This is a genomic window from Streptomyces sp. NPDC087440 (assembly GCF_044744005.1).
Taxonomy (GTDB): Bacteria; Actinomycetota; Actinomycetes; order Streptomycetales; family Streptomycetaceae; genus Streptomyces.
In genome coordinates this window covers 210,226-232,986 of the sequence record NZ_JBIUXN010000011.1, presented here as the reverse complement: position 1 = coordinate 232,986, position 22,761 = coordinate 210,226, and the positions used below count along the sequence as shown (strand labels likewise).

The following is a 22,761-nucleotide window of genomic DNA, read 5'->3' as shown; positions in this document are numbered from 1 at the left end:
GCCGCGTGGGGGGATGGACCGTAACTGCCCTGGTGGGCAAGGCAGTTGAGCACGTACGGAGCTGTCATGGCCCCGCAAAGTGTGACCGTACAATTTCACAGTTCACATGCCAGTGGTAGAGGGATGCGAGCAACGGATGAAATTGCTGTGACACCAGGGGGAGGGGGCAACTCCGGTCAGATGGAGGCCTGTTCGTACTGACCGCGTGTGCGGGATGCGACGGCGCAGTGCGGAGTGCTCAGTGCTGGTCCGTCGTGCCGTGGGTGTCGTCGTGACCCGGGGCGGCAGGGGTCGGCTCCTGCGGCTGGGTGCTGGTGCCCGTCTCCACGGTGAACGCCGCCGTCCGCACCGTGCCCTCGTGGCGGAAGTCCAGGAAGAGGCGGTACGTGCCCGGGCTCGGGGCCGTCGCGCTGAAGGCCACCTCCGGGCCCGGGCGGGTGGTGCCGTCGCCGGGGGTGCCGTGCGGGTGGACGTGCAGGTAGGCGAGGTCGCCGGAGCGCAGGGCGACCAGGTGGCCGTAGGCGCCCAGGTAGGGCTGGAGGTCGGTGACGGGCTTGCCGTTCCGGGAGACCTTGAGGGTGAGGGTGTCGCTCTTGTTGGGCTTGAGGGCACCGGTCAGGGTCACCTCGTAACCGTCGACCTTCGCCGTGCGGGAGGGGGCGGGGAGGGGCTGGGGGGTGGAGGTGCCGGAGACGGCCAGGTCCGCACCCAGGGTGAGGGGCTGCGCGCCCTTCTTCGCGGGCTTGAAGTCGGCGAAGGCGCGGTAGCCGCCCGCCGCCGGGAGGTCGGCCGTGGTGGACCAGGTGCCGTCGGCGGCGCGGGTCGGGTGCAGGTGGCGGAAGACCGTCAGGTCGCGTGAGGCGACGATGAAGTGGAGTTCCTTCTCGTGCTCGCGCTCGTACGCGGTGACCTTGCGGCCCTGCGCGTCCTTGATGGAGAAGCGGAGCGCGGTGCGCTCACCGGGGGAGACCCGGGGAGTGTCCAGGGCGAGGGTGTAACCGGCCTCGGACATCTGGAGGCCGCCCGCGGGGGAGGCGGCTGTTCGGCTGCCGGGGTCTGGCTCCTTGTGCGGCGCGGCGGCATGGGTGGGCTGCGCGTCGTCGCCGAGCGGGCCGACGCCCTTGCCGATCCCGTAGGCCGCGCCGAACGTCGCGGCGACGGCCGCGCCGAAGGCCGCGATCTTCAGTCCTGTGCCCATGCCGGTGTTCGTGCCTGCGCTCATGGCGATCTCCTCAGCGATGCGGGGGTGCACTGCGTGGCCCCATGGCACTCACCATACCCCCAGGGGGTATCCAGTCAAGAGGGGTCGACGGAGTGAGGGAGGGGCTCGGGATTGCTTTGGGATCTCATAAGTCAGGCTTATGGGGTCATAGATCGGACCCGGCTACTGACTTAGGTTTGCCTTAGTTTAGGCTTCGGGGTGATCCAGCTCGCCGCAGCCAGCCGCGGCTCGATTCCGCTTGCCGTTCCTCGAAGGGAAACTGATCATGCCTCGCCCCCTGCGGGTAGCAATTGTCGGAGCCGGCCCCGCCGGGATCTACGCTGCCGACGCGCTGCTGAAATCCGCCGTGGCGGTCGAACCCGGCGTGTCCATCGACCTCTTCGAGCGGATGCCGGCCCCCTTCGGCCTGATCCGGTACGGCGTCGCCCCCGACCACCCCCGCATCAAGGGCATCATCACCGCCCTGCACCAGGTGCTCGACAAGCCGCAGGTGCGGCTGTTCGGCAACGTCGACTACCCGCGCGACATCAGCCTGGACGACCTGCGGTCCTTCTACGACGCGGTGATCTTCTCCACCGGCGCGACCGCCGACCGCGCCCTCGACATCAAGGGCATCGACCTCGACGGTTCCTACGGCGCCGCCGACTTCGTCTCCTGGTACGACGGCCACCCCGACGTCCCGCGCACCTGGCCGCTGGAGGCCGAGAAGGTCGCGGTGCTCGGTGTCGGCAACGTGGCGCTCGACGTCGCGCGCATCCTGGCGAAGACCGCCGAGGAGCTGCTGCCGACCGAGATCCCGCCGAACGTCCACGAGGGGCTCAAGGCCAACAAGGCGCTTGAGGTGCACGTGTTCGGGCGGCGCGGTCCGGCCCAGGCCAAGTTCAGCCCGATGGAGCTGCGCGAGCTCGACCACTCGCCGAACATCGAGGTCATCGTCGACCCCGAGGACATCGACTACGACGAGGGCTCCATCGCCACCCGGCGCGGCAACAAGCAGGCCGACATGGTCGCCAAGACCCTGGAGAACTGGGCGATCCGCGACATCGGCGACCGCCCGCACAAGCTGTTCCTGCACTTCTTCGAGAACCCCGCCGAGATCCTGGGCGAGGACGGGAAGGTCGTCGGACTGCGCACCGAGCGCACGGCGCTGGACGGCACGGGCAACGTGAAGGGCACCGGTCAGTTCAAGGACTGGGAGCTCGGGGCCGTGTACCGGGCGGTCGGCTACCTCTCCGACGAGCTGCCCAAGCTGCCGTGGGACGTCGCGTCGGGGACCGTTCCCGACGAGGGCGGGCGCGTCATCGAGGAGTCCGGGGAGCACCTGCAGTCGACGTACGTCACCGGGTGGATCCGGCGTGGACCGGTCGGCCTGATCGGGCACACCAAGGGCGACGCGAACGAGACGGTCGCGAATCTGCTGGCGGACTTCGCGGGTGGGCGTCTGCACGAGCCCGCGGCGCCTGCGCCGGAGGCCGTGGAGGCGTTCCTCGGGGAGCGGAACGTGCGCTTCACGACGTGGGAGGGCTGGTACAAGCTCGATGCGGCGGAGAAGGCGCTCGGGGCGCTGGAGGGGCGTGAGCGGGTGAAGTACGTCGAGCGGGAGGACATGCTGCGGGAGAGCGGGGCGTAGTCCGGTTCGGCGTGAGGGGCCCGGTGCGGGGGATCGCACCGGGCCCCTTTGTGCCTGCCGCGCGCGGCGTGCGGGCTCGTCCTGCCTGGGAAAGGGTCCCCAACCCCGCCCCTTCACCGCTGTGTCCCTTGGCGGCTGCCGCCGCGCGGCCGCGGGGGCATGCACGGTTCCGTGCAGGAGCGTCGTGGTTGCTCGCGCCGTTCCCCGCGCCCCTGGAGGGGCGCATGGGTGTGCCCGGGGCCCGTCACCTCGGGTCCCGGGCACAGCCAGGGGGAGCGGAACCGGCGGCCTGCGGGCCGGCCGGTCACCGGTTCCGCCGACTCAGCGGGCGATGCGGACCCGGTGGGCCTGGTCCTCGCGGGCCGTGCCCACGGCCGACTTGTCCACGACGTACGCGGTGCCCCGCGTCACCGTCACGTGGTTCGGGTTGGCGCCCGTCGCCAGGGTCTCCACGACCGCGCCCTTGCGCGGGTCGACGACCGTCACGTTGCCCGCGCCCCGGTTCGCGACCAGGACCTTGCCCGTGCGGGCGTCGGCGGCGACCGACAGGGCGCCCGCGCCGGTCGGGACCGTCTTGGTAACCGCACCCTTGCGCAGGTCCACCACCGAGAGGGTGCCCGCGGCCTGGTCGGCCGTGTACGCGGTGCGGCCGTCGGCGGACAGGGCGACCGAGATCGGGCCGTCGCCGGTCGGGATCAGGCGCGGCTCCTTGGCGTACGGGGAGACCTCGACGATGCGGTCGCCGCCCAGGTCGGCCGCGTACACCGTGCCCGTGCGCTCGTTGACGGCGAGGCCGGTGGGCTGGCTGCCGGTCACGGTGACGCGCTTCTTCTCCTTGAAGGTGCGGGAGTCGAAGGCCACCAGGGTGCCGTCGCCGAAGGCGCTCGCCCACACCGTGTTGTGCCGCTCGTCGACGACGATCTCGCGGGCGTGCGCCACGTTCGGCAGGCTCGCCAGGTGCTTGCCGTCGCGCTGGCTGTAGACGGACACCGAGTTGTTGCGGGTGTTGGTGGTCCACACGGTGTTGTGCTCGTCGTCCACCGCGACGCCGTAGACGGCCTCCACGGCGCCGGTCGTCGCGTCGGTGACCGGCGGGGTGTACGTCGCCTTCACCTTGAGCGAGTACGGATCGACCTTCAGCAGCGAGGACTTGGTGACCGGCGGGCGGCCCACGGCGGCCGTCGCCCACAGGACGTGGTTCCGCTCGGAGTACGAGGACTGGTACAGGCCGGCGGTGAGCTGCGCGGAGGTGACGGTCGAACCGGCGGCCGGTTTGCCCTGCGCGGTGGCGGTGCCCGTCAGGGCCAGGGAGCTGCCCGCGGCGAGGGCGACGGCGGTGGCTGCGGTGCGACGGAAGCGGCGGGTGATGGTGGACATGCCGAGTCGATCTCCGATACGTCAGGTGCCTCCGGGTGGGAGGCGGACAGGAGTTAACTTAGCTTAGGCTTGCCTAAGTAAGGGACGGTGGAGGGTGTGGCTCCGGTCACACTCGCCTGCAACTCCCAGGTGGGGCGCGGGTATTGGCTTGAATTCGACGTACGAAAGGCGGCCCTTCCCCCGACACCACAGTCGGGGGAAGGGCCGCCGGTCGGAGCCGGAAGGCGATCAGCTCACCTGTACCGTCACGTCGTCCACGACGAACGAGGTCTGGAGCGACTGGTCCTCGGTGCCGTTGAACTTCAGCGACACCGTCTGACCCGCGAACTGCGCCAGGTCATAGGTCTTCAGCACGTAGCCGGTGTTGGCGTCCACGTTGGAGAGGGTCTGGAGCGTCTGGTTGCCGACGGAGACGGTGAACGTGTCGTACGCGACGTTCTCGTTCTCGTCCGTGTCGATGTGCAGGTAGAACGAGAGCTTGTACGAGGCGCAGCCGCTCGGGATGGTCAGCGACTGGGCCGCGTTGTCCGTGCGCGGGGTGCCCCAGCCGTTCAGCCACGCCTTGTAGGTGCCGCCGTGCGGGGGCTGGCCCGCCTGGGTGGTGATGACGCCGCTGGTGGTGGTCCAACCGGTCTGGCCGCTCTCGAAGCCGCCGTTGGTGACCAGTTGGCGCGGCGTGCAGCCGGTGCCGCCGCCCACGGTGAGCGTGTAGGTGGTGGCGTGGGTGGTCGTGCCCGTACCGGTGATGTTCAGCGTGTACGTACCGGCGGCCGTGTTCGCGCCCACCGCCACGTTCAGCGTCGCGTTGCTGCCGGACTGCACGGAGGTCGGGCTGACGGTCGCGGTCACGCCGGACGGTGCGCCGGAGACGGTCAGGGCCACCTGCTGCGGGCTGCCGCTCACCGTCTGGGTGGTGACGGTGGCGGTGGTGCTGCCGCCCGGGTTGGCGCTGCCCGCGGCCGGGTTGACGCCGACGGAGAAGTCCTGCGCCGGGGTGCCGGTGCCGACCGAGGTCTTCCAGATGCCGTACGCGACACCGTCGGCGCTGCGGTCCAGGACCGTGGCGTTGATGTTGTTGGTGGTGTCGCAGGCGCTGTGGTAGCAGGAGTCGTACGAGGCGTTGGCCGTGCCGCCCCACTTCTGGGCCTGGGCCGCGGTCTTGCGGTCGCTGGCTCCGGCCGCGTAGCCGGAGGTCGGGATGCCGGCCGCCTGGAAGGAGGCGTCGTCACTGCGGCCCTGGCCCTCGACGTTCTCCTCGGGGGCGAGGTTGAGGGAGGCCCAGTAGGCCTTCAGGGGAGCGGCGGTGGTGGAGTTGACGTTGTTGATGAAGTAACCCGCGTTGGTGGAGCCGACCATGTCGAAGTTGTAGTAGCCCTTGATGGCCGCGCGCTGGGTGGCGGTCAGCCGGTTGACGTAGAACTTCGAGCCGTTGAGGCCCTGCTCCTCGTCCGTCCACCAGGCGAAGCGCACGTGCTTGGTCATCGTCGGGTTCTTCTGGGCGAGGACGAGCGCGTTCTCCAGCAGCGTCGCCGAGCCGGAGCCGTTGTCGTTGATGCCCGGACCCGCCGAGACGCCGTCGAGGTGCGCGCCGAACATGATCGTCTGGTCCTCGGAGCCGCCAGGCCAGTCGGCGATCAGGTTGTTCGAGGGGTACGTGCAGGAGGTGCACGCCTGCTCGGAGACCTGGTAACCGGCGGCCGTGAGCTTGCCCTTCACGTACGCCAGCGACTGCGTGTAACCGGCGCTGCCCGCACGGCGGTTGCCGCCGTTCTGCGAGGCGATCGTGTTGAGCTGGGTCAGGTGTGCGCGGACGTTGGCGACGTCGATGTTCGGCGGGTCGGTGGGCGGTACGGTGCCGCCGACGTTGAGCACGTAGTCGACGCTGTGCGAGAGCGTGGTGCCCTGGCCCTTGACGCTGATCGTCGTCGCACCGGGTGCCGCGTTCGCGGTGGCGGTCAGGGTCAGTACGGAGGACTGGCCGGACTGCACGGACGCCGGGTTGAAGGACGCGGTGACCCCGGCGGGCAGGTTGCTCGCGGTCAGGGCCACCTGCTGGGCGTTGCCCGTGGTGGTGTTGGTGGTGACGGTGGTGGAGACCGAAGCGCCCTGCTGGACGGTGCCCGACGTGGGGTTCAGCCCCATCGAGAAGTCGTCCTGGCCGTTCGGGACACAGGTCGGGTCACCGGGCTGGGCGGCCACGCTGATCGCGTCCCACGCGGCCTTCGTCTTGTTGAACAGGTTGCAGGTCGCCGGGTCCAGGCTCTTCGCCGAACTCAGCGTCGCCGTACGGTACTTCTTGTACGACATGCTGCTGGTCTTCAGCAGCATTCCGCCGTAGAAGATCTTTCCGGCGTTCTGGATGCCGACGCCGGTCAGTGTCGACTGGTTGCAGGTGCTCGAATTCGGCTTGCCGCCACCGGGGTTGGTGCCCTCGGAGAGCAGGTAGAACCAGTGGTTCAGCGGGCCCGCGGCGGCGTGCGTCTCGGTGCCGGGGATCGAGGAGCTGTAGCACGACGGGTCGTTGTTGACGGCCGACGGGTTGTACATGTTGCGGATCGGGCCGCGCCCCTGGAGGTTGATCATCTCGCCGACGGTGAAGTCGGGGACGTCGTAGGGGGCCGGCTGGTTCATGTACGCCTCGGTCAGCGCACCGAAGATGTCACCGGTCGCCTCGCCGAGCCCGGACTCCTGGCCGCTGGTGCCGCCGGGGGTGTTGGAGTCGATGGCGTGCCCGTACTCGTGGGCGACGACGTCGGCACCGGCTATCCACTCGTTGGCGCTGTTGTGCCCGATGGTGACGGAGCTGCCGTCCCAGTACGCGTTGAGGTCGTTCAGCCCGACCTTGCCGGGGAAGCTGCGGCCCTGCCCGTTGACGCCGTTGCGCCCGAGCCACTGGGAGAGCATGTCCCACTGCTTCTGCGCGCCGAACATCAGGTCGACGCAGCCGGTCTCCTTGGACGTGGGGTTGCCGGTGCCCCAGGTGTCCGTGGACTTGGTGTAGACGCCGCCGGCGTAGTCGGCACAGCTGAGCCCGGGACGGTTCGGGTCGCGCAGGGAGTAACTGCCGCCCGAGTTGGTGGTGTCGATGGTCAGCGGGTTCGGGCCGTTCCACTTGCTGTTTCCGGTGCCCGCCACGACCTCGTCGTAACGGTCGACGACCTTGCCGGTCCGCGCGTCGACGAAGACGTGCAGCTTGCTCGGCGCCTTCGCCTGACGACCGATCAGTGTCGTTTCCCAGGCGAGGACTTGCTTGCCGTCCTTGACCTTGACGACCAGTCGGCTGCCGCCGACCTTGTCGGTCTTCGCCTGCTGGGTGCGTGCGACGGTCTCGGCGCGCTTCGCGGTGACCGAGGGCTGGATCGACACGTCGATACGGGTCTGCGACGCCGACTGGAGGGAGCGCACGTTCCCCTCGCCGTCCGCGAGCACGACCGCGTCGCCGCCGACCACCGGCAGGCCTCGGTATCTTCGCTCGTACGCCACCGAGTACAGGCCCTTCACCCAGGGCGTGACCTGCTGTCTCTCGTACGTCTCCGAGGCCGCGTTGATCGCGGCGTCGAAGCCGCTCTTCACGGCCGCGTCGGCCGCGGCGATCGCACGCGCCGCGGGGGTGCTGCCTGCCTGGGGTCCGGGCGGGGGCTCGGCGCCGGCCGCCGCGGGACTCGCGAGAGTGCTCACGAGTCCCGTGGTCAGCGCGAGCGCCGCCACTGTCGCCGTCCATCTGGTGGTTCGCAACGTCCACTCCGATCGTGGGTGGGGGTGAGAGAGCTGTTCGTTGCCGTACGCGCGCCGGTGGGGCGTCCGGGGGCGTCGCACCCGTAGTTGTGTGCGCCGCCTTACCCGTACGTCACACGCGCTTCACACGTACGTCGCGAGTATGGGCGTGGACATGACGACATGGGCCATCCCGGAAGGGCATACGACGCGCGTTATGGGCCCGGCCCCGCAGTGTGCCGGGGGAGCAATTCCGTTGCTCCCCTTGACAGTTGAGGTGCACACATCGAGCATCTGAGGCGTCTTAACTAAAGACGCCTTAGAAACCCGGGGCGTCTCCCGATCCGACCGAAGGCGGGCCCGCACCGTGCAGGAGAGCAGTCGGCACCGGGGTCTGTTCCAGATCTCGTCGGCCCGCCGCAGACCCCCCGCCCGCACCAAGGCCCGCACCCAGGACAGCCGGGTGCACAACCGGTCGTACGTCCTGGCCACGCTCTACCGCGGAGGGGCCATGAGCCGCTCCGACCTGGCCAGGGCCTCCGGTCTCACCGCCCCCACCGTCTCCGCGCTCGTCGCCGAACTCCTGGCGGACGGCCTGGTCGTCGACATCGGCCCCCGCAAGGACGCCCGGCTGGGCAAGCCCGCCACCCTGGTGCGGATCGACGACGACGCGGTGGGCATCGTCGCCCTCGACCTCTCGCACAGCGACCGCTTCACCGGTGCGGTCCTCGACCTGCGCGGCGAGGTCGTGGTGCGGGCCGAGGTGATGCTCGGCGGCGCGTTCGGCGCGCAGGCGGCCGAGGCGGTGCTCGAACTCGCCCAGCGCCTCATGGAGTTGTCGCCGCGCCGCGTCCTCGGCATCGGTGTGGGGTCGCCCGGCATCATCGACGACACCGGCGTCGTACGGCACGCCGCGCACCTGGAGTGGGAGGACCTGCCGCTGGCCGAGCGGCTCGCCGACGCCACCGGGGTGCCCGCCCGCGTCGGCAACGACGTCAACGTCGACGCCCTCGCCGTCCTGCACTTCCGTCGCACCCAGGTGCAGAACCTCATGGTCGTCGCCACCGCGCACGGCGTCGGCGCGGGCCTGGTCGTCGGCGGCAAGCTGGTCGAGGGCGAACAGTTCGCCGCCGGGGAGATCGGGCACGTCACCGTCGACGAGGACGGCGAGCCCTGTGTGTGCGGGCGGCGCGGCTGCCTCGACCAGCTCATCGACGCGACCCGCCTGCGGGATCGCCTCGCCCGGGCGCCCGAGGCCGAGCGCCCCGGCATCGCGGCCGCAGCGGGACGCGCGCTCGGCACCGTACTCGCCCCGATCATCAGCGTCCTCAACCTCAACGAGGTCGTCCTCACCGGCCCCGCCGACCTCGTCGAGGGCCGCTTCCTGGAGGCGGTCACCGCGACCGCCCGCGCCCGAACCCTCGCCCCCATCAGTGCGTCCTTGCAGGTCAGGGCGCTCGCGGGAGATGCCGATCTGACCCTGGTGGGCGCCGCCTGCCTGGTGCTCACCGGCGAACTCGGGGTGCTCTGAACCGGCCCCCGCGCACCGTCCGTTCCCTCGTACCGCATCGCACCGTCCGCCCCCATCCCGTACCGGAGGACCCCCATGGAGCGAAGGCACCACAGGCGCAGCAGATGGACGAAGTGGACTCGCGCGGGCCTCGCCGCGCCCGTCGCGCTCGCCGCCGTGTTCACCACGGGCGCCGCGTCCGGTGCCCCCGCACCGGTCCCGGCCGCCGCGGCGGGCACCGTCACCATCGGCGGCAAGTGCCTGGACGACGCCGACTTCGGCACCGGGGACGGCAACGTCATCCAGGTCTTCACCTGCAACGGATCCTCCGCCCAGAAGTGGACCTGGGAGAGCGACGGGCGCGTCACCGTCTACGGCAAGTGCCTTGACGTGACAGGTGGTTCGAACGCCGACGGGGCGCTCGTACAGCTCCACTCGTGCACGTCGGGTGCGCGGCAGCAGAAGTTCAAGTTCCTTCCCGACAGCACCCTTTACAGCGCGAAGTCCGGCAAGTGCCTTGCCGTGCTGGGTGGTTCTGTCGTCAACAACGCCCGGATCGGGCTCGCCCCCTGCGACCCGGCCCAGCCCACCCAGAAGTGGAACGCGAGCACCGCGCCCACCCCGACCCCGTACACCCTGTCGGCGGGCGCGGCCGTCGAGTACCAGCGCCCCGACGACACCCCCGCCTCCGTCTACACCGACAAGAACGGGAAGTTCTACTACGGCCAGGCGCACGCCCTGTACGGGGCCAACGACCCGCGCAAGTGGAGCTTCTACTCGGGCCGGAACTTCGACGCGTCCACCCTCGATCCGATCAGCAACGCCGTGAACCCGAACAACCCCCTCGACCGCAACAACGACACCACTTGGCGCTGCAACAACAGCCCCACCGGCAAGGAATCCACCCCCGCGCCCGGTTCCTCCGGATACTCACAGCCCAACTACTGCGACATCAGCGGGATATGGGTCGACCCCGACTCCGGCGACTGGTACGGGCTCGTGCACAACGAGTTCACGCCCCGCCCCTTCGGCGACGGCATGCACTACGACGGCATCGATTACGCCGTCTCCACGGACCAGGGCAAGACCTGGACCATCAAGGACCACGCGATCACCTCACCGTTCTCCACCCGGCGCGGCGACACCGCGGGCTTCCCGAACGAGACCTACCACTACGGCGACGGCGACCAGCGCCTCTTCGTCGACAACGCTTCCGGCTACTTCTACGCCTTCTACGCCTCCCGCGTCCTGAACAAGTCCGGCGGCGGCGCCGTCTGGCTCCAGCACGTGGCCCGCGCCCCGATCTCCCAGAAGATGGCCAAGTCCTCCTGGAAGAAGTGGTTCAACGGCGCCTGGCAGAGTCCCGGGACCGGCGGCCAGGAGTCCAACATCATCCCCGCCGAGGGCGTCGGCACCGGCTACACACCCCCCGCCGAGGACTACCGGCCCACCACCAAGGGCAAGGCCCGCGACCAGGTCACGGCGGGCACCCTGCCCGACCACTCGCAGCTCGCCGTCATGAACATCGCCTGGAACGCCTACCTCGGCAAGTACATCGGCACCCCGCAGAACAACATCGCGCAGGCCACCGACACCAAGACCCCGCTGCGCTTCTACGCCACCGACGACCTCGCCACCCAGAAGTGGACCGACATCGGCTCCGTCGCCAGCCTGCCGAACGCCTCCTGGTACCGGTGGTTCCTCGACGCGGGGAGCCTCACCAACTCCACGGTGCTGGGCAAGACCTTCCGCTCGTACTGCTCCTTCTACTGCTCGACGTACGACGGCGAGTACGCGAACGTCACCATCGCCCCGAAGTCTGCCGCGGCCCTGCCCCCGGCACCGGTGCGGGACTCCGCGTCGTACCGCATCGCGGCGGGCAACGGCCTCGCGCTCACCCAGCGCGGGGACGGGCTCGCCACGACCCCCGCGAACGGCGCGGCCGCCGCGCAGAAGTGGCGCTTCACCAGCACCGGTGACGGCTTCTACACCATCGCCAACGCCGCCTCCGGCCAGGTGCTCGGCGTCGACGGCAGCGGCGACGCGGGCCGTGCCTGGGGTGCCGCGGTGCGCCTCGGGGCGAAGGGCGCGACGGCGCAGGTCGCCCAGCAGTGGTCCTTCCAGAAGGTGGTGAAGGCGGACCGGGCGAGCGGGCCGTCCGTCGCCACGGGGGAGTACCGGCTGGTCAACCGGTACAGCGGCCTCACCCTCAGCCTGAACGGCAAGGGCAAGGACACTGCCGTCACCGCACCGCAGCGCGGCTGGGACGCGACGGGCACGGCGGTCGCGGGCGGCGGTGGCGGTGGCGTCGGCGGCTCGGCTTCGGCGCAGCTGCTCACGTTCGGCCGCTGAGCCGGGAGACGGGCCCGTACTGAGCCGGGCCACGGGCCCGTACTGAGCCCGGAAGCGGGTCCTCCCCCTGACGGGAGGGCCCGCTTCCGCCGTGCCGGGACCCGGCCACCCCTGTCGGGACCCGGCCGCCTACACCAGTCCCAGCCAGACCCAGGCCGCCTCCGCCGTGAAGTCGGCCTGGCCGCCGGCGAAGAGCAGGTCGGCGGTGGCGAAGGCCGGATCGAGCACGGCGGGCTCGTCGGCGCCCGGCTCCGGCTGCCGTACGACATCGGGCGAGGGCCCGGCCGCGTACTGCTCTACGACATCGGGCGAGGGCCCGGCCGCGTACGGGATCGCCGCGCACCGCATCCCCGCTGCGAGCGCCGCCGTGACGCCCGGGGCCGCGTCCTCGAAGGCCGCGCAGTACCCGGGCTCGGCGCGCAGCCGCGCGGCCGCGGTCAGGAAGACGTCCGGGGCGGGCTTGCCGTGCGCCACCTCGTCCGCCGAGACGACCACCGCGCCCGCCGCCTCGCCCAGGTACGCGTCGAGCCCGGTGCCCTCCAGTACCGCCACGATCGCCTCCCGCGACGAACCCGACGCCACCGCCATCGGCACGTCCGCCGCGTGCAGCCGCTCCACCAGCTTGCGCATCTCGGGAAAGACCTCGGTGGAGGCGCGGGCCAGCTCCAAATACAGCCCGTTGTACTCGGCCAGCAGCGCGTCGAGGACGACGTCGATCCCGTACCGCTCCCGCAGGATCTCCAGCGTCTCGCGCGTCCCGATGCCGATGAACCGGGCGTTCTCCTCCCAGGAGAAGCCGGGCACGCCGTGGCGCTCCAGGAGCCTGCGGCCCGCCTCGTAGTAGTTGGGCTCGCTGTCCACCAGAGTGCCGTCGAGATCGAAGATGACCGAAAGGGGCCGCGGAGTGCTCATGGGTCCAGCATGACCCAAGGGATCACCGCCCCTTCGCGGCCCTCCCGATCGCCTCCACCAGCGGCAGCAGCCGGTGCGGCACCCGCTCCCGCAGCGCCACCTCTGTACGGGTGCGCACCACGCCCGGCACCTGGATCAGCCGCTGGATCACGTCCTCCAGATGACCGGCGTCCCGTGCCACCACCCGTGTCATCAGGTCACCGCCGCCGGTGATCGAGAACGCCTCCACGATCTCCGGCACCCCCGCGAGCGCCTCCCCCACCTCGTCCAGATGCCCCTGCGTCACCTCGACGTGCACGAACGCCAGCACCGGATGCCCGAGCGCGGCGGGGGAGAGGGTGGGCCCGGTGCCGGTGATCACGCCGTCCCGTTCCAGCCGGTCCAGCCGGGCCTGGAGCGTGCCGCGCGCGATGCCCAGGATGCGGGCGTATTCGCGCACGCTCGTACGCGGCTCCTCGATCAGCAGTCGCAGAATCCGGGTGTCCAGCTCATCGACGGACAAGTCGCACCACCATGGTCCGTTGGCCTCCTCGTGGCTCATCGCTCCGTGCTGTGACTGTGCCAATGGCACAGCTCCCGCAGGGCGAGTTGAGCCACTGTCCCACTTAATGCTTTCCTCTGCCTACTGATGGCGCCGCGCAGCGCCCGGCCCGGCGACGCCGCCGGACCGGACCAGCGGCGCCTTTTCCATGTCCGAAACGGAGAGGAATCCGTCCACGGGTGAGGATTCCGCATACGACCGAGGGGGCGGGGCTGCCGCTGTGAAGAGGATGTTCCACGCACCGGACCCGGGACTGCTGCGGCTGCGGGTCTCCACCCGCGCCGTCGTCGGCATCGGCGGCGCGGTCGCCGTCGCCGAACTGTGCGGCATGTCCCTGACCGCGTCCATCGTCGGCGGCCTCGCGGCCCTGCTGGCGCTCTTCACGGTCCAGGACCCGACCGTCCGCCGCCAGGCGCTCACCACGGTCCTGCTGCCGGTCGCGGGCTTCCCCGTCCTCGCCCTGGCCACCCTCCTGCACGACCACCCGCTCCCGCGCGACCTGGCCTTCCTGGCGGTCGTCCTGGCGGGCGCGTACGCACGGCGGTGGGGGCCGCGCGGCCACGCGCTCGGCACGTTCGGCTTCATGATGTTCTTCGTCACGCAGTTCCTGCACGCCGTGCCCGGTCAGCTGCCCGAGCTGTACGGAGCGGTCGCACTCGCGATCGCGGTGTCCGTCGTGGTGCGCTTCGGCCTCTGGCGCATCGAACGCCGCACCCCGCCGCCTGCCGGGCCCGCGCCGCTCACCGGTTTCGGGTTCACCCGGCCGACCACGCGGCAGGCCTTCCAGGTAACCGCCGCCTGCGCGTTCGCACTTGCGATCGGTCAGGTGCTCTCGGAGGACCGCTGGTACTGGGCCGTGGGTGCCGCCTGGTGGATCTTCGTCAACACCACGTCGCGCGGCGAGACCCTGGTGCGCGGTTTCCGCCGGGTGCTCGGTACGGTCGCCGGCATCGCCGCCGGATTCCTCATCGCCGTCCCGCTCGACGGCGCTCCCGTCCCGACGGCCGCCCTGGTCGCGGTCTGCGTCTTCGGGATCTTCTACACGGCCGGTCCCAGCTACTCCTGGATGATGTTCTTCGTCACCGTCATGGCCGGTCTGCTGTACGGGCTGCTGGGCGTCCTGCACCCCGGGCTGCTGGTCCTGCGGGTGCAGGAGACGGTGGTCGGCGCGATCGGCGCGGCCCTCGCGGTGGCGGTCGTCCTGCCCGTGACCACGCACGCCACCACCGACGCGTGGATTCAGCGGGCCCTGCACTGCGTACGGACCTGCACCGGCGAGGCCGCCCGCCGGCTGGCCGGTCACGAGGGCGCGGACCCGTCCCCGCACGCCGCCGAACTGGAACTGCTGCTGGGCCGGGTCCGGCTCTCGCTGGCCCCGCTCGTCCACCCGCTGAGCCCGCGGCGCGCCCGCAAGGCGCGGGCCCGTCAGGTGCTGGCGCTCCTCGACGACTGCGCACGCCTGGTACGGGCCTTCGCGGCCGTCGCCGCCGACCCCGACGCCTCGCACGACGCGCGGCTGACGGCGGCGTGCGAACGGGTGGAGGCGGCGGTGGAGGCGCTGGTCGCACGGGGGCCGGTGGCGGCGCAGGCCGCCGTACCGGGCTCGGTACCGGTCGCCGTTCCGGTCCAGCTGTCCGCGGCCGTGCCTGCTCAGCGGCACCCGCACCACCCCGGCGCGGAGGCGGCGCTCTCGCACCTCGCCGAGCTGGAGGGGGCGCTCGCCGCTCTCGCCGCGCCCATGCGCACTTCTCCGCGCTCCCCGTTGGTCAACGCGTAACCGGATGATCCGGCCGCATCGGGGCCAAACCCGGCGGCATCATGCGGGAGGAACGGCCCGGGGAGGCGAAGAGATCGCTTCTGCCGGGCGTGAATCTTCGATGCCCGGGGATGCGAGCAGGATGCGCAACGATCTTCAGCGAGCCGCGGACCGGATATCCGGCCGAACGCCGGTCCCCGAGGGGGACACCGGCGGACTCTCCGACGGCCCGGGCCCCGGCCCCGCTTCCGGTTCTGGCTCCGGGCCCGGCTCCGGTTCTGGCTCCGGGCCCGGCTGCGGCTCCGCTCCCGGGAACGAGGTGGCCCCCGCCGCGCCGGACCTGGCCGCGGGCTCCGGCCTCGCTCCCGGATCGGCGAGTGGTGAGGTGGCTCCCGCCGCGCGGTGCCCGGCCTCGGGCTCCGGCCTCGCTTCCGGCCCCGGCCTCGCTTCCGGATCGGCGAGTGGTCCGGATTCCTTCGGCGGCGGGGCCGAGGTCTGGTTCGGGGGTGCGGGTGGCGGGCCGTCGACCCGTGGGCGTGCCGCCGAGGGGCAGGGGCCCGGCCCTGCGGGTGGGGGCGCGGAGCGGGTGCTGCCGCCCGGGGCGGTCCGTCCCGGTTCGACCGTGCCCGGGGTGCCGCGCCAGGACCGTGGGGCGGAGCGCTTCCCCCGGCCCTCCGTCTCCCCGCCCCCGGCCCCCCAGCCCCCGGTCGTCCAGACCCTGGCCTCCCGGCCCTCGGCGTCCGCAGTGCACGCCGGGGCCCCCGCGCAGGGCGGCCCCGACGCCCCGGCCCCGGGCCGCCCCGTCGGACCGGGCCCGGTCACCCCGCTCCACTCGGCGAAGCTCCCCGGCAAACCCGCCCCCGCCCCGGCCTCGCCGGGGAGGAGCCCCGCAGCCGACCCCGCCGGAGCACCGCTTCCCGAGGCCTCCGGGCCGCCCGTGGCGGCGCATGAGGCACAGCCGCGCCCCTCGGCGGACCGTGCGCCCGGCAACGTATCGCCGTCCGGCGCTCCGCAACCGTCCGGCGCACCGAAACCGACCCGCGCCCCGGCCCCCTCCGCCACCCCCGCCCGCACCCAGGACCGGCCCGCCCCCGAGCGTCATGACCGGGACTGGGCCACCCCGGCCTCCGGCAGCGGCGTCCGTGCGGCCTCCGCCGGGGACGCAGGGGACACCGGGAACGACGGAGGAGCCCGCTGCCCCGTCGCCCACGGCGGCCTGCTGCCCGAGCCCCCGCGGGGCTCCTCCGCGCAGCCCGAGAACCGGGCCTACGCCCTCGACCTCGACACCCTGCACCGCCTCGCCGAGGACTTCGTGCGGCTGCACCACCGTGAGGTTCCCGCCCACGGCGACCCCGGGCCCCGCCTCGACGCCGTGCACGCCGAGATCGACGCGACGGGGACGTACCGCCACACCCCCGGCGAACTCGCCTTCGGCGCCCGCGTCGCCTGGCGCAACAGCAACCGCTGCATCGGCCGCCTTTACTGGAACTCCCTGCGCGTGCGCGACCGCCGTCACATCAGTGACGCCGACACCGTCGCGAGGGAGTGCGCCGAGCACCTCAGGGAAGCGGGCAACGGGGGACGGATACGCCCCCTGATCACCGTCTTCGCCCCCGACACCCCGGCCCGGCCGGGACCCCGCGTCTGGAACGAGCAGCTCATCCGGTACGCGGGCTACACCGCCGCCGGCGGCGAGATCGTCGGCGATCCGCGCAACACCGGCCTCACCGAACTGGCCATGCGGCTGGGCTGGCGCGGCGGCCCCGGCAGCCCCTTCGACGTACTGCCGCTGATCGTGCAGGGCAGCGACGACAAGCCGCAGCTGTACACGCTGCCCGACGACGCCGTCCTCGAAGTGCCCCTCCAGCACCCCGAGGACACCTGGGCCGAGGAGTGGGGGCTGCGCTGGCACGCCGTGCCCGCGATCTCCCACATGTGCCTGGAGATCGGCGGAATCTGCTACCCCTGCGCGCCCTTCAACGGGTGGTACATGGGCACCGAGATCGGCGCGCGCGACCTCGCCGACGCGGACCGCTACAACCTCCTGCCGCCGCTCGCCGAGCGCCTCGGCCTCGACGTGACCAGCGACCGCTCGCTGTGGAAGGACCGGGCGCTGGTGGAGCTCAACCGGGCCGTCCTGCACTCCTTCGACCGCGCGGGCATCACCATCACCGACCACCACACCGAGTCGGAACGTTTCCTCACCCACCTCGACCGCGAGGAGAGCAAGGGGCGTCAGGTGGGTGCCGACTGGTCGTGGATCGTGCCGCCGATGTCCAGCGCGGCGACGGGGGTCTTCCACCGGACGTACGACAACACCGAGCTGTCGCCGCTGTTCACGCACCACGACGACGCACTGGTACGGGCCCGGGGCGAGGTGGTGCCGTAACGCGAACTCCCGACAGTTGGTCTAGACCGCCCTGCTACCGTCGCCCCACGCACACGAACTCGCGGAAAGGGGCTGCACGGTGAGCAGCAGCAGGGCAACGGGATCTCCATCTCAGGAGGTGCGCGCCTTCGTCGGCTCGTTCACCTCGGCGGGCGGGCGCGGCGTCCTGGCCGCCGCCGTGGACCCGAAGACGGGCGCGCTCACCGTGCTCGGCGCGACCGACGCCGTCGCCGACCCGTCGTACCTGGCGCTCTCCGCCGACGGGCGGCTGCTGTACGCGGTGAGCGAGACCGAGCAGGGCGCGGCGGCCGCCTTCGACGTCACCGACGCGCTGCCCCGCCCGGCGGGCGAGCAGGTGCCGGTCGGCGGCGGCTCGCCCACCCACCTCGCGCTCGCCGCGGGCCACCTGGTCGCCGCCAACTACGGCTCCGGCAGCGTCACCGTCCTCCCGCTGCGCGCCGACGGCACCCCCGACCAGGCGTCCTGCGTCCTGCACCATCGGGGCGGCGGCCCCGACACGGACCGCCAGGAGGGCCCGCACGCCCACCAGGTGCTCCCGGACCCGTCCGGCCGCTGGGTGCTCAGCGTGGACCTCGGCACCGACTCGGTACGGGTCTGCGCGCTCGACGACGACACCGGCACCCTCACGGTGCACGCCGAGGCGGCACTGCGCCCCGGCACCGGACCGCGCCACCTGGCCTTCCACCCCACGGGCGGGTACGCGTACGTCGTGAACGAGCTGACCCCCACGGTCAGCGTCTGCCGCTGGGAGGCCGCCACAGGCACCCTCACTCCGCTCTCGGAGGCCCCTCTGCTGCCCCAGGAGCCCGCGGAGCGCAGCTACGCGTCCGAGGGCGTTGTCGCGCACGACGGGCGCTTCCTGTGGGTCGCCAACCGGGGGCACGACAGCATCTCCGTCCTCGAGCTGACCGACGGCGGAGCCGGGGCCACCCTGCGCACCACCGTGCCTTGCGGCGGCCACTGGCCGCGCGACCTCGCGCTCGACCCGACGGGCAGCCGCCTGTACGCGGCCAACGAGCGCTCCGGGGACGTCACCTGGTTCGACGTGGACCCCGCGACGGGCGTCCCGAGCCGGGGCGGCTCGATCGAGGCCCCGGCGGCGTCCTGCGTGGTCTTCGGCTGACGCCTCACAGGTACGCGAAAGGCCCGCACCCTCGGCGATTCGGTGCGGGCCTTTCGCGTACGCGTGGGTACGTCCCTCAGCGGTCGTACGACCGTCAGTGGACCGGCGTCGCCTGCTGCGGCGTGAGGCCCAGCGCCGTCGCGTACTGCGAGAGCACCAGCTTGCCGATCGCCGGGTACGCGCCGAGCGGCTCGGCGAACGCGCAGCCCGCCTCCTTCGCGGCGGTCTCCAGCAGGTCGGTGGCGACCTCAGGGCCGATCAGGTACGGCGCGAGCGCCAGGTTCGCGGAACCCGACCCGCGCAGCTGCTCGGCGATCGAGGCGATGGAGCCCTCCTCGTCGAGCGCCGCCGCCATCACCGGAACGGCCAGGCGTGCGGCCAGCAGCATGCCGGTGATCCCGGCGGCCTGCACGGCCTCCTCGCCGCCGACGGTGGCCAGCACGATGCCGTCGGCCGCCGTGGCGACCGTGAACAGGCGCGCCCGGTCGGCGCGCGAGAGGCCCGCCTCGGACAGGCGGACATGCAGGGCTTCGGCGAGCAGCGGGTGCGGGCCGAGGACGTCGGTCAGCTCGGCGGCCGCGTGGCTGTCCACGAGAGCCTGCCGTATCCGCCGCATGGTGGACGCCTCGGGTCCGGCCAGCAGGGGCACCACGACGGCGACGGGGCCCTCGGGGGCCGACACCTCACGGCCGGCGGCCAGCGCCAGCTCGTAGCGGGCGGTGCGCTCGGTCGCGGCGCGCGCGAGCACGGCGTCCAGCGTCGGGTACTCGGGGTACTCGCCCTGGTCGTCGCCGTCCAGGTAGCCGATGCGGGCATCCAGGCCCGGCAGCTCGGAACGGGCGATGCTCAGGAGTTCTTCCGCCAGGCTGCGCGTGGCGGTGGTCGGCTCGCCGGGAACGGCGAGAACAAGTGCGGGTGCGCCCTCGGGAGCCGCCACGGGCTCCGGGCGACGGTGTCGTCCGGGCTGGCGGGGGCGCGGCATTCGTACAGGCAGGCCGGAAGCGGGCCCAGTGGGGGAGCTCATGGCGCCGCATGCTACTGGCTTTGCGGGTGCGGCTGTTCGGGGAGGGTGTATTCGAGAGGTATCTGTCCCGTTTTATCCAGGGAATGACGACGAATGCGCGCGAAATCAACGGGTTTGATGTCCGGATACGTACAACATGCCTGGATCATGCGGAAATGACAGGGTGTCGGTCGCGAGGGCGGCGGCGATCAGCAGCGCCCCGTCGAGCGGGCTCCCGAGCGCGCCCACCCGCCGCGCGTGCGGCAGCACCTCTGCGAACTGCTCGTGGAGCGGTACGAGAAGGGGTTCACCCATCCGCAACAGCCCACCGGTGAGCGCGACCTCGGGCGCCGCCCCGAAGCGGACCTTGGGGGTCGCCCCGGTGCCGGGGTCGGGTATCACTCCGGCACCGGCCTCGGGTGTCGTCCGGGCGTGGAACTTGGGCGTCAGCCCGGCGACCGGTCCGGGGGTCTCCCCGGTGCCTGGCGCGGGTGTCACTCCGGCACCGGCCTCCCGTGCCGCCCCGGCACGTGACTCGGGTGGCGCCCCGGCGCCCCGGTCGGGGCACACCGCCGCTGCCGTCTGGGCGATGTGCCGTGCGGCCTCCCGCAGGATGTCCCCGGCCACCGGGTCGCCCTCGGCGGCGCACGCCGCGACCTCCGGTGCGAACGAGGCGAGCACCGCCGGGCGGTCGGTCCGCGGATACAGCAGCCCCGGCAGCCGGGCCGCGGACCCGAACACCGCCTCCAGCCGTCGCAGCAGCGCGGCGGAACCGCCCGCGCGCCCGTCGTGCGCGCGCAGCGCCGCTTCGAGTCCCGCCCGGCCGATCCACGCCCCGCCGCCGCAGTCGCCCAGCAGGTGCCCCCAGCCGTCGGCCCGCCGCCACCCGGTGAGGTCGGTGCCCACGCCGATGAGCCCGGTGCCCGCGGCGACGACCGCCCCCGGCCGCTGCCCCAGCGCCCCCGCGTACGCGGTGACCGCGTCGGCGGCGAGCGCCACCCGCACCGCCCCGAACTCCTCGGCCAGCACCCCGGGCAGCCGTGCCCGCAGTCCGTCACCCAGCGTGGCCATCCCGGCCGCGCCCACGCACACGGCCGCGAGCCCGCCGCCGTCCGCCCGGGCCAGCAACTCCCGGGCGGCGGGCACCAGTCGCCCCGCCAGGGCGTCGGCGTCGATCCCGCCGGGACCGGTGGGCACCGGCAGGTCCGACACCACCGGCGGCGACGCGTACGTCACCGTCCCGTCGGCCCGGACGGGAGTCAGCGCAACGCGGACCCCCGTACCGCCCGAGTCCACCCCGAGCGCGTACCGGTCGGCACGGTCCACGGCGTCCCCCGCTACGGCAGCTTCCAGTCGATCGGAGCGGCCCCCTGCTGGGCGAGCAGCTCATTGGTCCGGCTGAACGGGCGCGAGCCGAAGAAGCCGTTGTCCGCCGACCGGGGCGACGGGTGCACCGACTCGACCACCGGCACAGTGCCCAGCAGGCGCTTGAGGGAGCGGGCGTTGCTGCCCCACAACACCGCGACCAGCGGCTTGCCGCGTGCCGCGAGCGCCGTGATGGCCTGCTCGGTGACCTGCTCCCAGCCCTTGCCCTGGTGGGCGTTGGGCTTGCGCGGCTGGGTGGTGAGCGCCCTGTTGAGCAGGAGCACCCCCTGCTGCGTCCACGGAGTGAGGTCCCCGTTGGAAGGGCGCGGATGACCCAGGTCGGTGTGCATCTCGTAGTGGATGTTGTCCAGGCTCGGCGGCACCGGGCGCACGTCAGGCGCCACCGAGAAGCTCAGGCCCACCGCGTGCCCCGGGGTCGGGTACGGGTCCTGACCCACGATCAGCACCTTCACCTCGTCGAACGGCTGCTGGAACGCACGCAGTACGTTCGCTCCCGACGGGACGTAGGTGCGTCCTGCGGCGATCTCCGCGCGCAGGAAGTCACCCATCGCGGCGATCTGTCCGGCCACGGGCTCCAGTGCGTCCGCCCACCCGGGCTCGACGATCTCTTTCAACGGTCTTGCTGTCACGGGGCGTCACTCTACTGGGCCGGTCCGACAATCGGCCGAGCAGACCGCCGGACCGCAGGACGCCCCGGGCGGCGCCGGTCAGCCGATCACCGCCGCCCGTACGCACAGCACGTCCGGCAGGTGCGAGGCGAGCTGCCGCCAGCTGTCCCCGTCGTCGTCGCTCGCGAACACCTCGCCGTTGCGATTGCCGAAGTACACCCCGGCGGCAGGCGCGTTGTCGTCCGTACAGAGCGCGTCGCGCAGCACCGTCCCGAAGTGCTCCTCCTGTGGCAGGCCCGCCGTCAGCGGCTCCCAGCTCTTGCCCGCGTCCCGCGTCCGGTAGACCCGGCACCTGCGGTCCGCCGGAACCCGGTCGGAGTCCGCGGTGATCGGGAAGACGTACGCGGTGTCCCCCTGGTGCGGGTGCGCGGCCATCGCGAAGCCGAACGTGGAGGGCAGCCCCTCACCGATGTCCGACCAGGTGGCCCCGGCGTCGTCACTGCGGAACACGCCCCAGTGGTTCTGCAGGTACAGCCGGTCCGGATCGGCCGCGTCCTGCGCGACCTTGTGCACGCACTGGCCGAACTCCGGGTTCGGGTCCGGCAGGAAGACCGCCGACACCCCCTTGTTGGACGGCGCCCAGCTCGCCCCGCCGTCCCGGGTCCGGAACACCCCCGCCGTCGAGACCGCCACCGTCACCAGGGCGGCGTCACGCGGGTCCGTGACCACCGTGTGCACGGCCTCGCCGCCCCCGCCGGGCACCCACTGGGAGCGCGTCGGATGCTCCCACAGCGGGCGTACGAGCTCGAAGGTCTCGCCCCGGTCCGTCGACCGGTACAGCGCCGCGGGCTCCGTCCCCGCGTACACCACACCCGGCGCGGCGGGGCCCGCCGGATGCAACTGCCAGACCCGCTCCAGCGAAGTCCCAGTGTCCTGGGGGAACTTCACCGCCGGTTTCTCCGGCTCGACCCAGGTCCTCCCGAGGTCGTCGGAATGGAAGACCGAGGGGCCCCAGTGCGCGCTGTCCCCGCCGACCAGCAGCCGGGGCGCCGCACCGCTGCGGTCGATTCCCACCGAATACACGGCCTGCGCGTTGAAATGTGGGCCGTCGAACTCCCACTCCCCGCCACCGCGCCTGCGGCCGAGGAAGAGTCCCTTGCGTGTGCCTACCGCGAGCAGTACGTCGGACATGGCCGACACCTCCCAGACGTCGTTGT

Annotated in this window: 15 protein-coding genes; 6 read left to right on the top strand and 9 right to left on the bottom strand. The window is 72.2% G+C overall.

The genetic code is table 11. The annotated features are described in order from the left end of the window. Nucleotides 1-238: 238 nt before the first annotated feature. Nucleotides 239-1,198 (bottom strand): DUF748 domain-containing protein, encoded by a 960-nt coding sequence (locus ACIO3O_RS22785; protein ID WP_401748720.1) that lies wholly within the window; start codon nucleotides 1,196-1,198, stop codon nucleotides 239-241. A 289-nt stretch (nucleotides 1,199-1,487) separates the two neighbouring features. On the opposite strand from ACIO3O_RS22785, the gene ACIO3O_RS22780 reads away from it, so the two are divergent. Then, a complete protein-coding gene (locus ACIO3O_RS22780; protein WP_401748600.1) occupies nucleotides 1,488-2,852 on the top strand; it encodes an FAD-dependent oxidoreductase in 1,365 nt (454 codons plus the stop codon). Nucleotides 2,853-3,173: 321 nt separating this feature from the next. Here ACIO3O_RS22780 and ACIO3O_RS22775 read toward each other — a convergent pair whose 3' ends face one another. Then, entirely contained in the window at nucleotides 3,174-4,229 is a 1,056-nt protein-coding gene (locus tag ACIO3O_RS22775) for a YncE family protein (protein ID WP_401748598.1), read from the bottom strand. A gap of 228 nt (nucleotides 4,230-4,457) precedes the next feature. Continuing rightward, nucleotides 4,458-7,964, bottom strand: a complete 3,507-nt coding sequence (locus ACIO3O_RS22770; RefSeq protein WP_401748596.1) for a M28 family peptidase — start codon at nucleotides 7,962-7,964, stop codon at nucleotides 4,458-4,460. Between the two features lie 346 nt (nucleotides 7,965-8,310). Between ACIO3O_RS22770 and ACIO3O_RS22765 the strand changes: the two genes are divergently transcribed. Both ACIO3O_RS22765 and ACIO3O_RS22760 read left to right on the top strand, forming a co-directional pair. After that, a complete protein-coding gene (locus tag ACIO3O_RS22765) occupies nucleotides 8,311-9,474 on the top strand; it encodes an ROK family protein (RefSeq protein ID WP_401748594.1) in 1,164 nt (387 codons plus the stop codon). A 75-nt stretch (nucleotides 9,475-9,549) separates the two neighbouring features. Further along, entirely contained in the window at nucleotides 9,550-11,805 is a 2,256-nt protein-coding gene (locus ACIO3O_RS22760) for a ricin-type beta-trefoil lectin domain protein (RefSeq protein WP_401748592.1), read from the top strand. A 129-nt stretch (nucleotides 11,806-11,934) separates the two neighbouring features. Here the strand turns inward: ACIO3O_RS22760 and ACIO3O_RS22755 are convergent, their stop codons facing one another. Next, a complete protein-coding gene (locus tag ACIO3O_RS22755) occupies nucleotides 11,935-12,717 on the bottom strand; it encodes an HAD family hydrolase (protein WP_401748590.1) in 783 nt (260 codons plus the stop codon). A 22-nt stretch (nucleotides 12,718-12,739) separates the two neighbouring features. Next, entirely contained in the window at nucleotides 12,740-13,219 is a 480-nt protein-coding gene (locus ACIO3O_RS22750) for an Lrp/AsnC family transcriptional regulator (protein WP_401748588.1), read from the bottom strand. A 268-nt stretch (nucleotides 13,220-13,487) separates the two neighbouring features. Here ACIO3O_RS22750 and ACIO3O_RS22745 point away from each other — a divergent pair, with 268 nt between their 5' ends. From ACIO3O_RS22745 to ACIO3O_RS22735, 3 genes are all read left to right on the top strand, one after another. Continuing rightward, nucleotides 13,488-15,035, top strand: coding sequence for an FUSC family protein (locus ACIO3O_RS22745; protein WP_401748587.1), 1,548 nt, complete (start codon nucleotides 13,488-13,490; stop codon nucleotides 15,033-15,035). A gap of 1,267 nt (nucleotides 15,036-16,302) precedes the next feature. Next, nucleotides 16,303-17,403 (top strand): nitric oxide synthase oxygenase, encoded by a 1,101-nt coding sequence (locus ACIO3O_RS22740; protein WP_401748718.1) that lies wholly within the window; start codon nucleotides 16,303-16,305, stop codon nucleotides 17,401-17,403. 79 nt (nucleotides 17,404-17,482) lie between these two features. After that, nucleotides 17,483-18,547: a lactonase family protein gene (locus ACIO3O_RS22735; RefSeq protein ID WP_401748585.1), complete on the top strand. Its 1,065-nt coding sequence runs from the start codon at nucleotides 17,483-17,485 to the stop codon at nucleotides 18,545-18,547. Between the two features lie 94 nt (nucleotides 18,548-18,641). Here ACIO3O_RS22735 and ACIO3O_RS22730 read toward each other — a convergent pair whose 3' ends face one another. The 4 genes from ACIO3O_RS22730 to ACIO3O_RS22715 all read right to left on the bottom strand — a co-directional run bounded on the left by ACIO3O_RS22730 (nucleotide 18,642) and on the right by ACIO3O_RS22715 (nucleotide 22,735). Next, a complete protein-coding gene (locus tag ACIO3O_RS22730) occupies nucleotides 18,642-19,571 on the bottom strand; it encodes a sirohydrochlorin chelatase (protein WP_401748583.1) in 930 nt (309 codons plus the stop codon). Nucleotides 19,572-19,676: 105 nt separating this feature from the next. Next, nucleotides 19,677-20,876, bottom strand: coding sequence for an N-acetylglucosamine kinase (locus tag ACIO3O_RS22725; RefSeq protein WP_401748581.1), 1,200 nt, complete (start codon nucleotides 20,874-20,876; stop codon nucleotides 19,677-19,679). A gap of 11 nt (nucleotides 20,877-20,887) precedes the next feature. Continuing rightward, nucleotides 20,888-21,565, bottom strand: coding sequence for a uracil-DNA glycosylase (locus tag ACIO3O_RS22720; RefSeq protein WP_401748579.1), 678 nt, complete (start codon nucleotides 21,563-21,565; stop codon nucleotides 20,888-20,890). A 78-nt stretch (nucleotides 21,566-21,643) separates the two neighbouring features. Then, nucleotides 21,644-22,735: a WD40/YVTN/BNR-like repeat-containing protein gene (locus ACIO3O_RS22715; protein ID WP_401748577.1), complete on the bottom strand. Its 1,092-nt coding sequence runs from the start codon at nucleotides 22,733-22,735 to the stop codon at nucleotides 21,644-21,646. Nucleotides 22,736-22,761 lie beyond the last annotated feature (26 nt).

Excerpts from the sequence above, each read along its gene's own strand:
- ACIO3O_RS22785 (WP_401748720.1), bottom strand. The coding sequence starts at position 1,198 with ATGGGCACAGGACTGAAGATCGCGGCCTTCGGCGCGGCCGTCGCCGCG.
- ACIO3O_RS22780 (WP_401748600.1), top strand. The coding sequence starts at position 1,488 with ATGCCTCGCCCCCTGCGGGTAGCAATTGTCGGAGCCGGCCCCGCCGGG.
- ACIO3O_RS22775 (WP_401748598.1), bottom strand. The coding sequence starts at position 4,229 with ATGTCCACCATCACCCGCCGCTTCCGTCGCACCGCAGCCACCGCCGTC.
- ACIO3O_RS22760 (WP_401748592.1), top strand. The coding sequence starts at position 9,550 with ATGGAGCGAAGGCACCACAGGCGCAGCAGATGGACGAAGTGGACTCGC.
- ACIO3O_RS22755 (WP_401748590.1), bottom strand. The coding sequence starts at position 12,717 with ATGAGCACTCCGCGGCCCCTTTCGGTCATCTTCGATCTCGACGGCACT.
- ACIO3O_RS22745 (WP_401748587.1), top strand. The coding sequence starts at position 13,488 with ATGTTCCACGCACCGGACCCGGGACTGCTGCGGCTGCGGGTCTCCACC.
- ACIO3O_RS22730 (WP_401748583.1), bottom strand. The coding sequence starts at position 19,571 with ATGAGCTCCCCCACTGGGCCCGCTTCCGGCCTGCCTGTACGAATGCCG.
- ACIO3O_RS22715 (WP_401748577.1), bottom strand. The coding sequence starts at position 22,735 with ATGTCCGACGTACTGCTCGCGGTAGGCACACGCAAGGGACTCTTCCTC.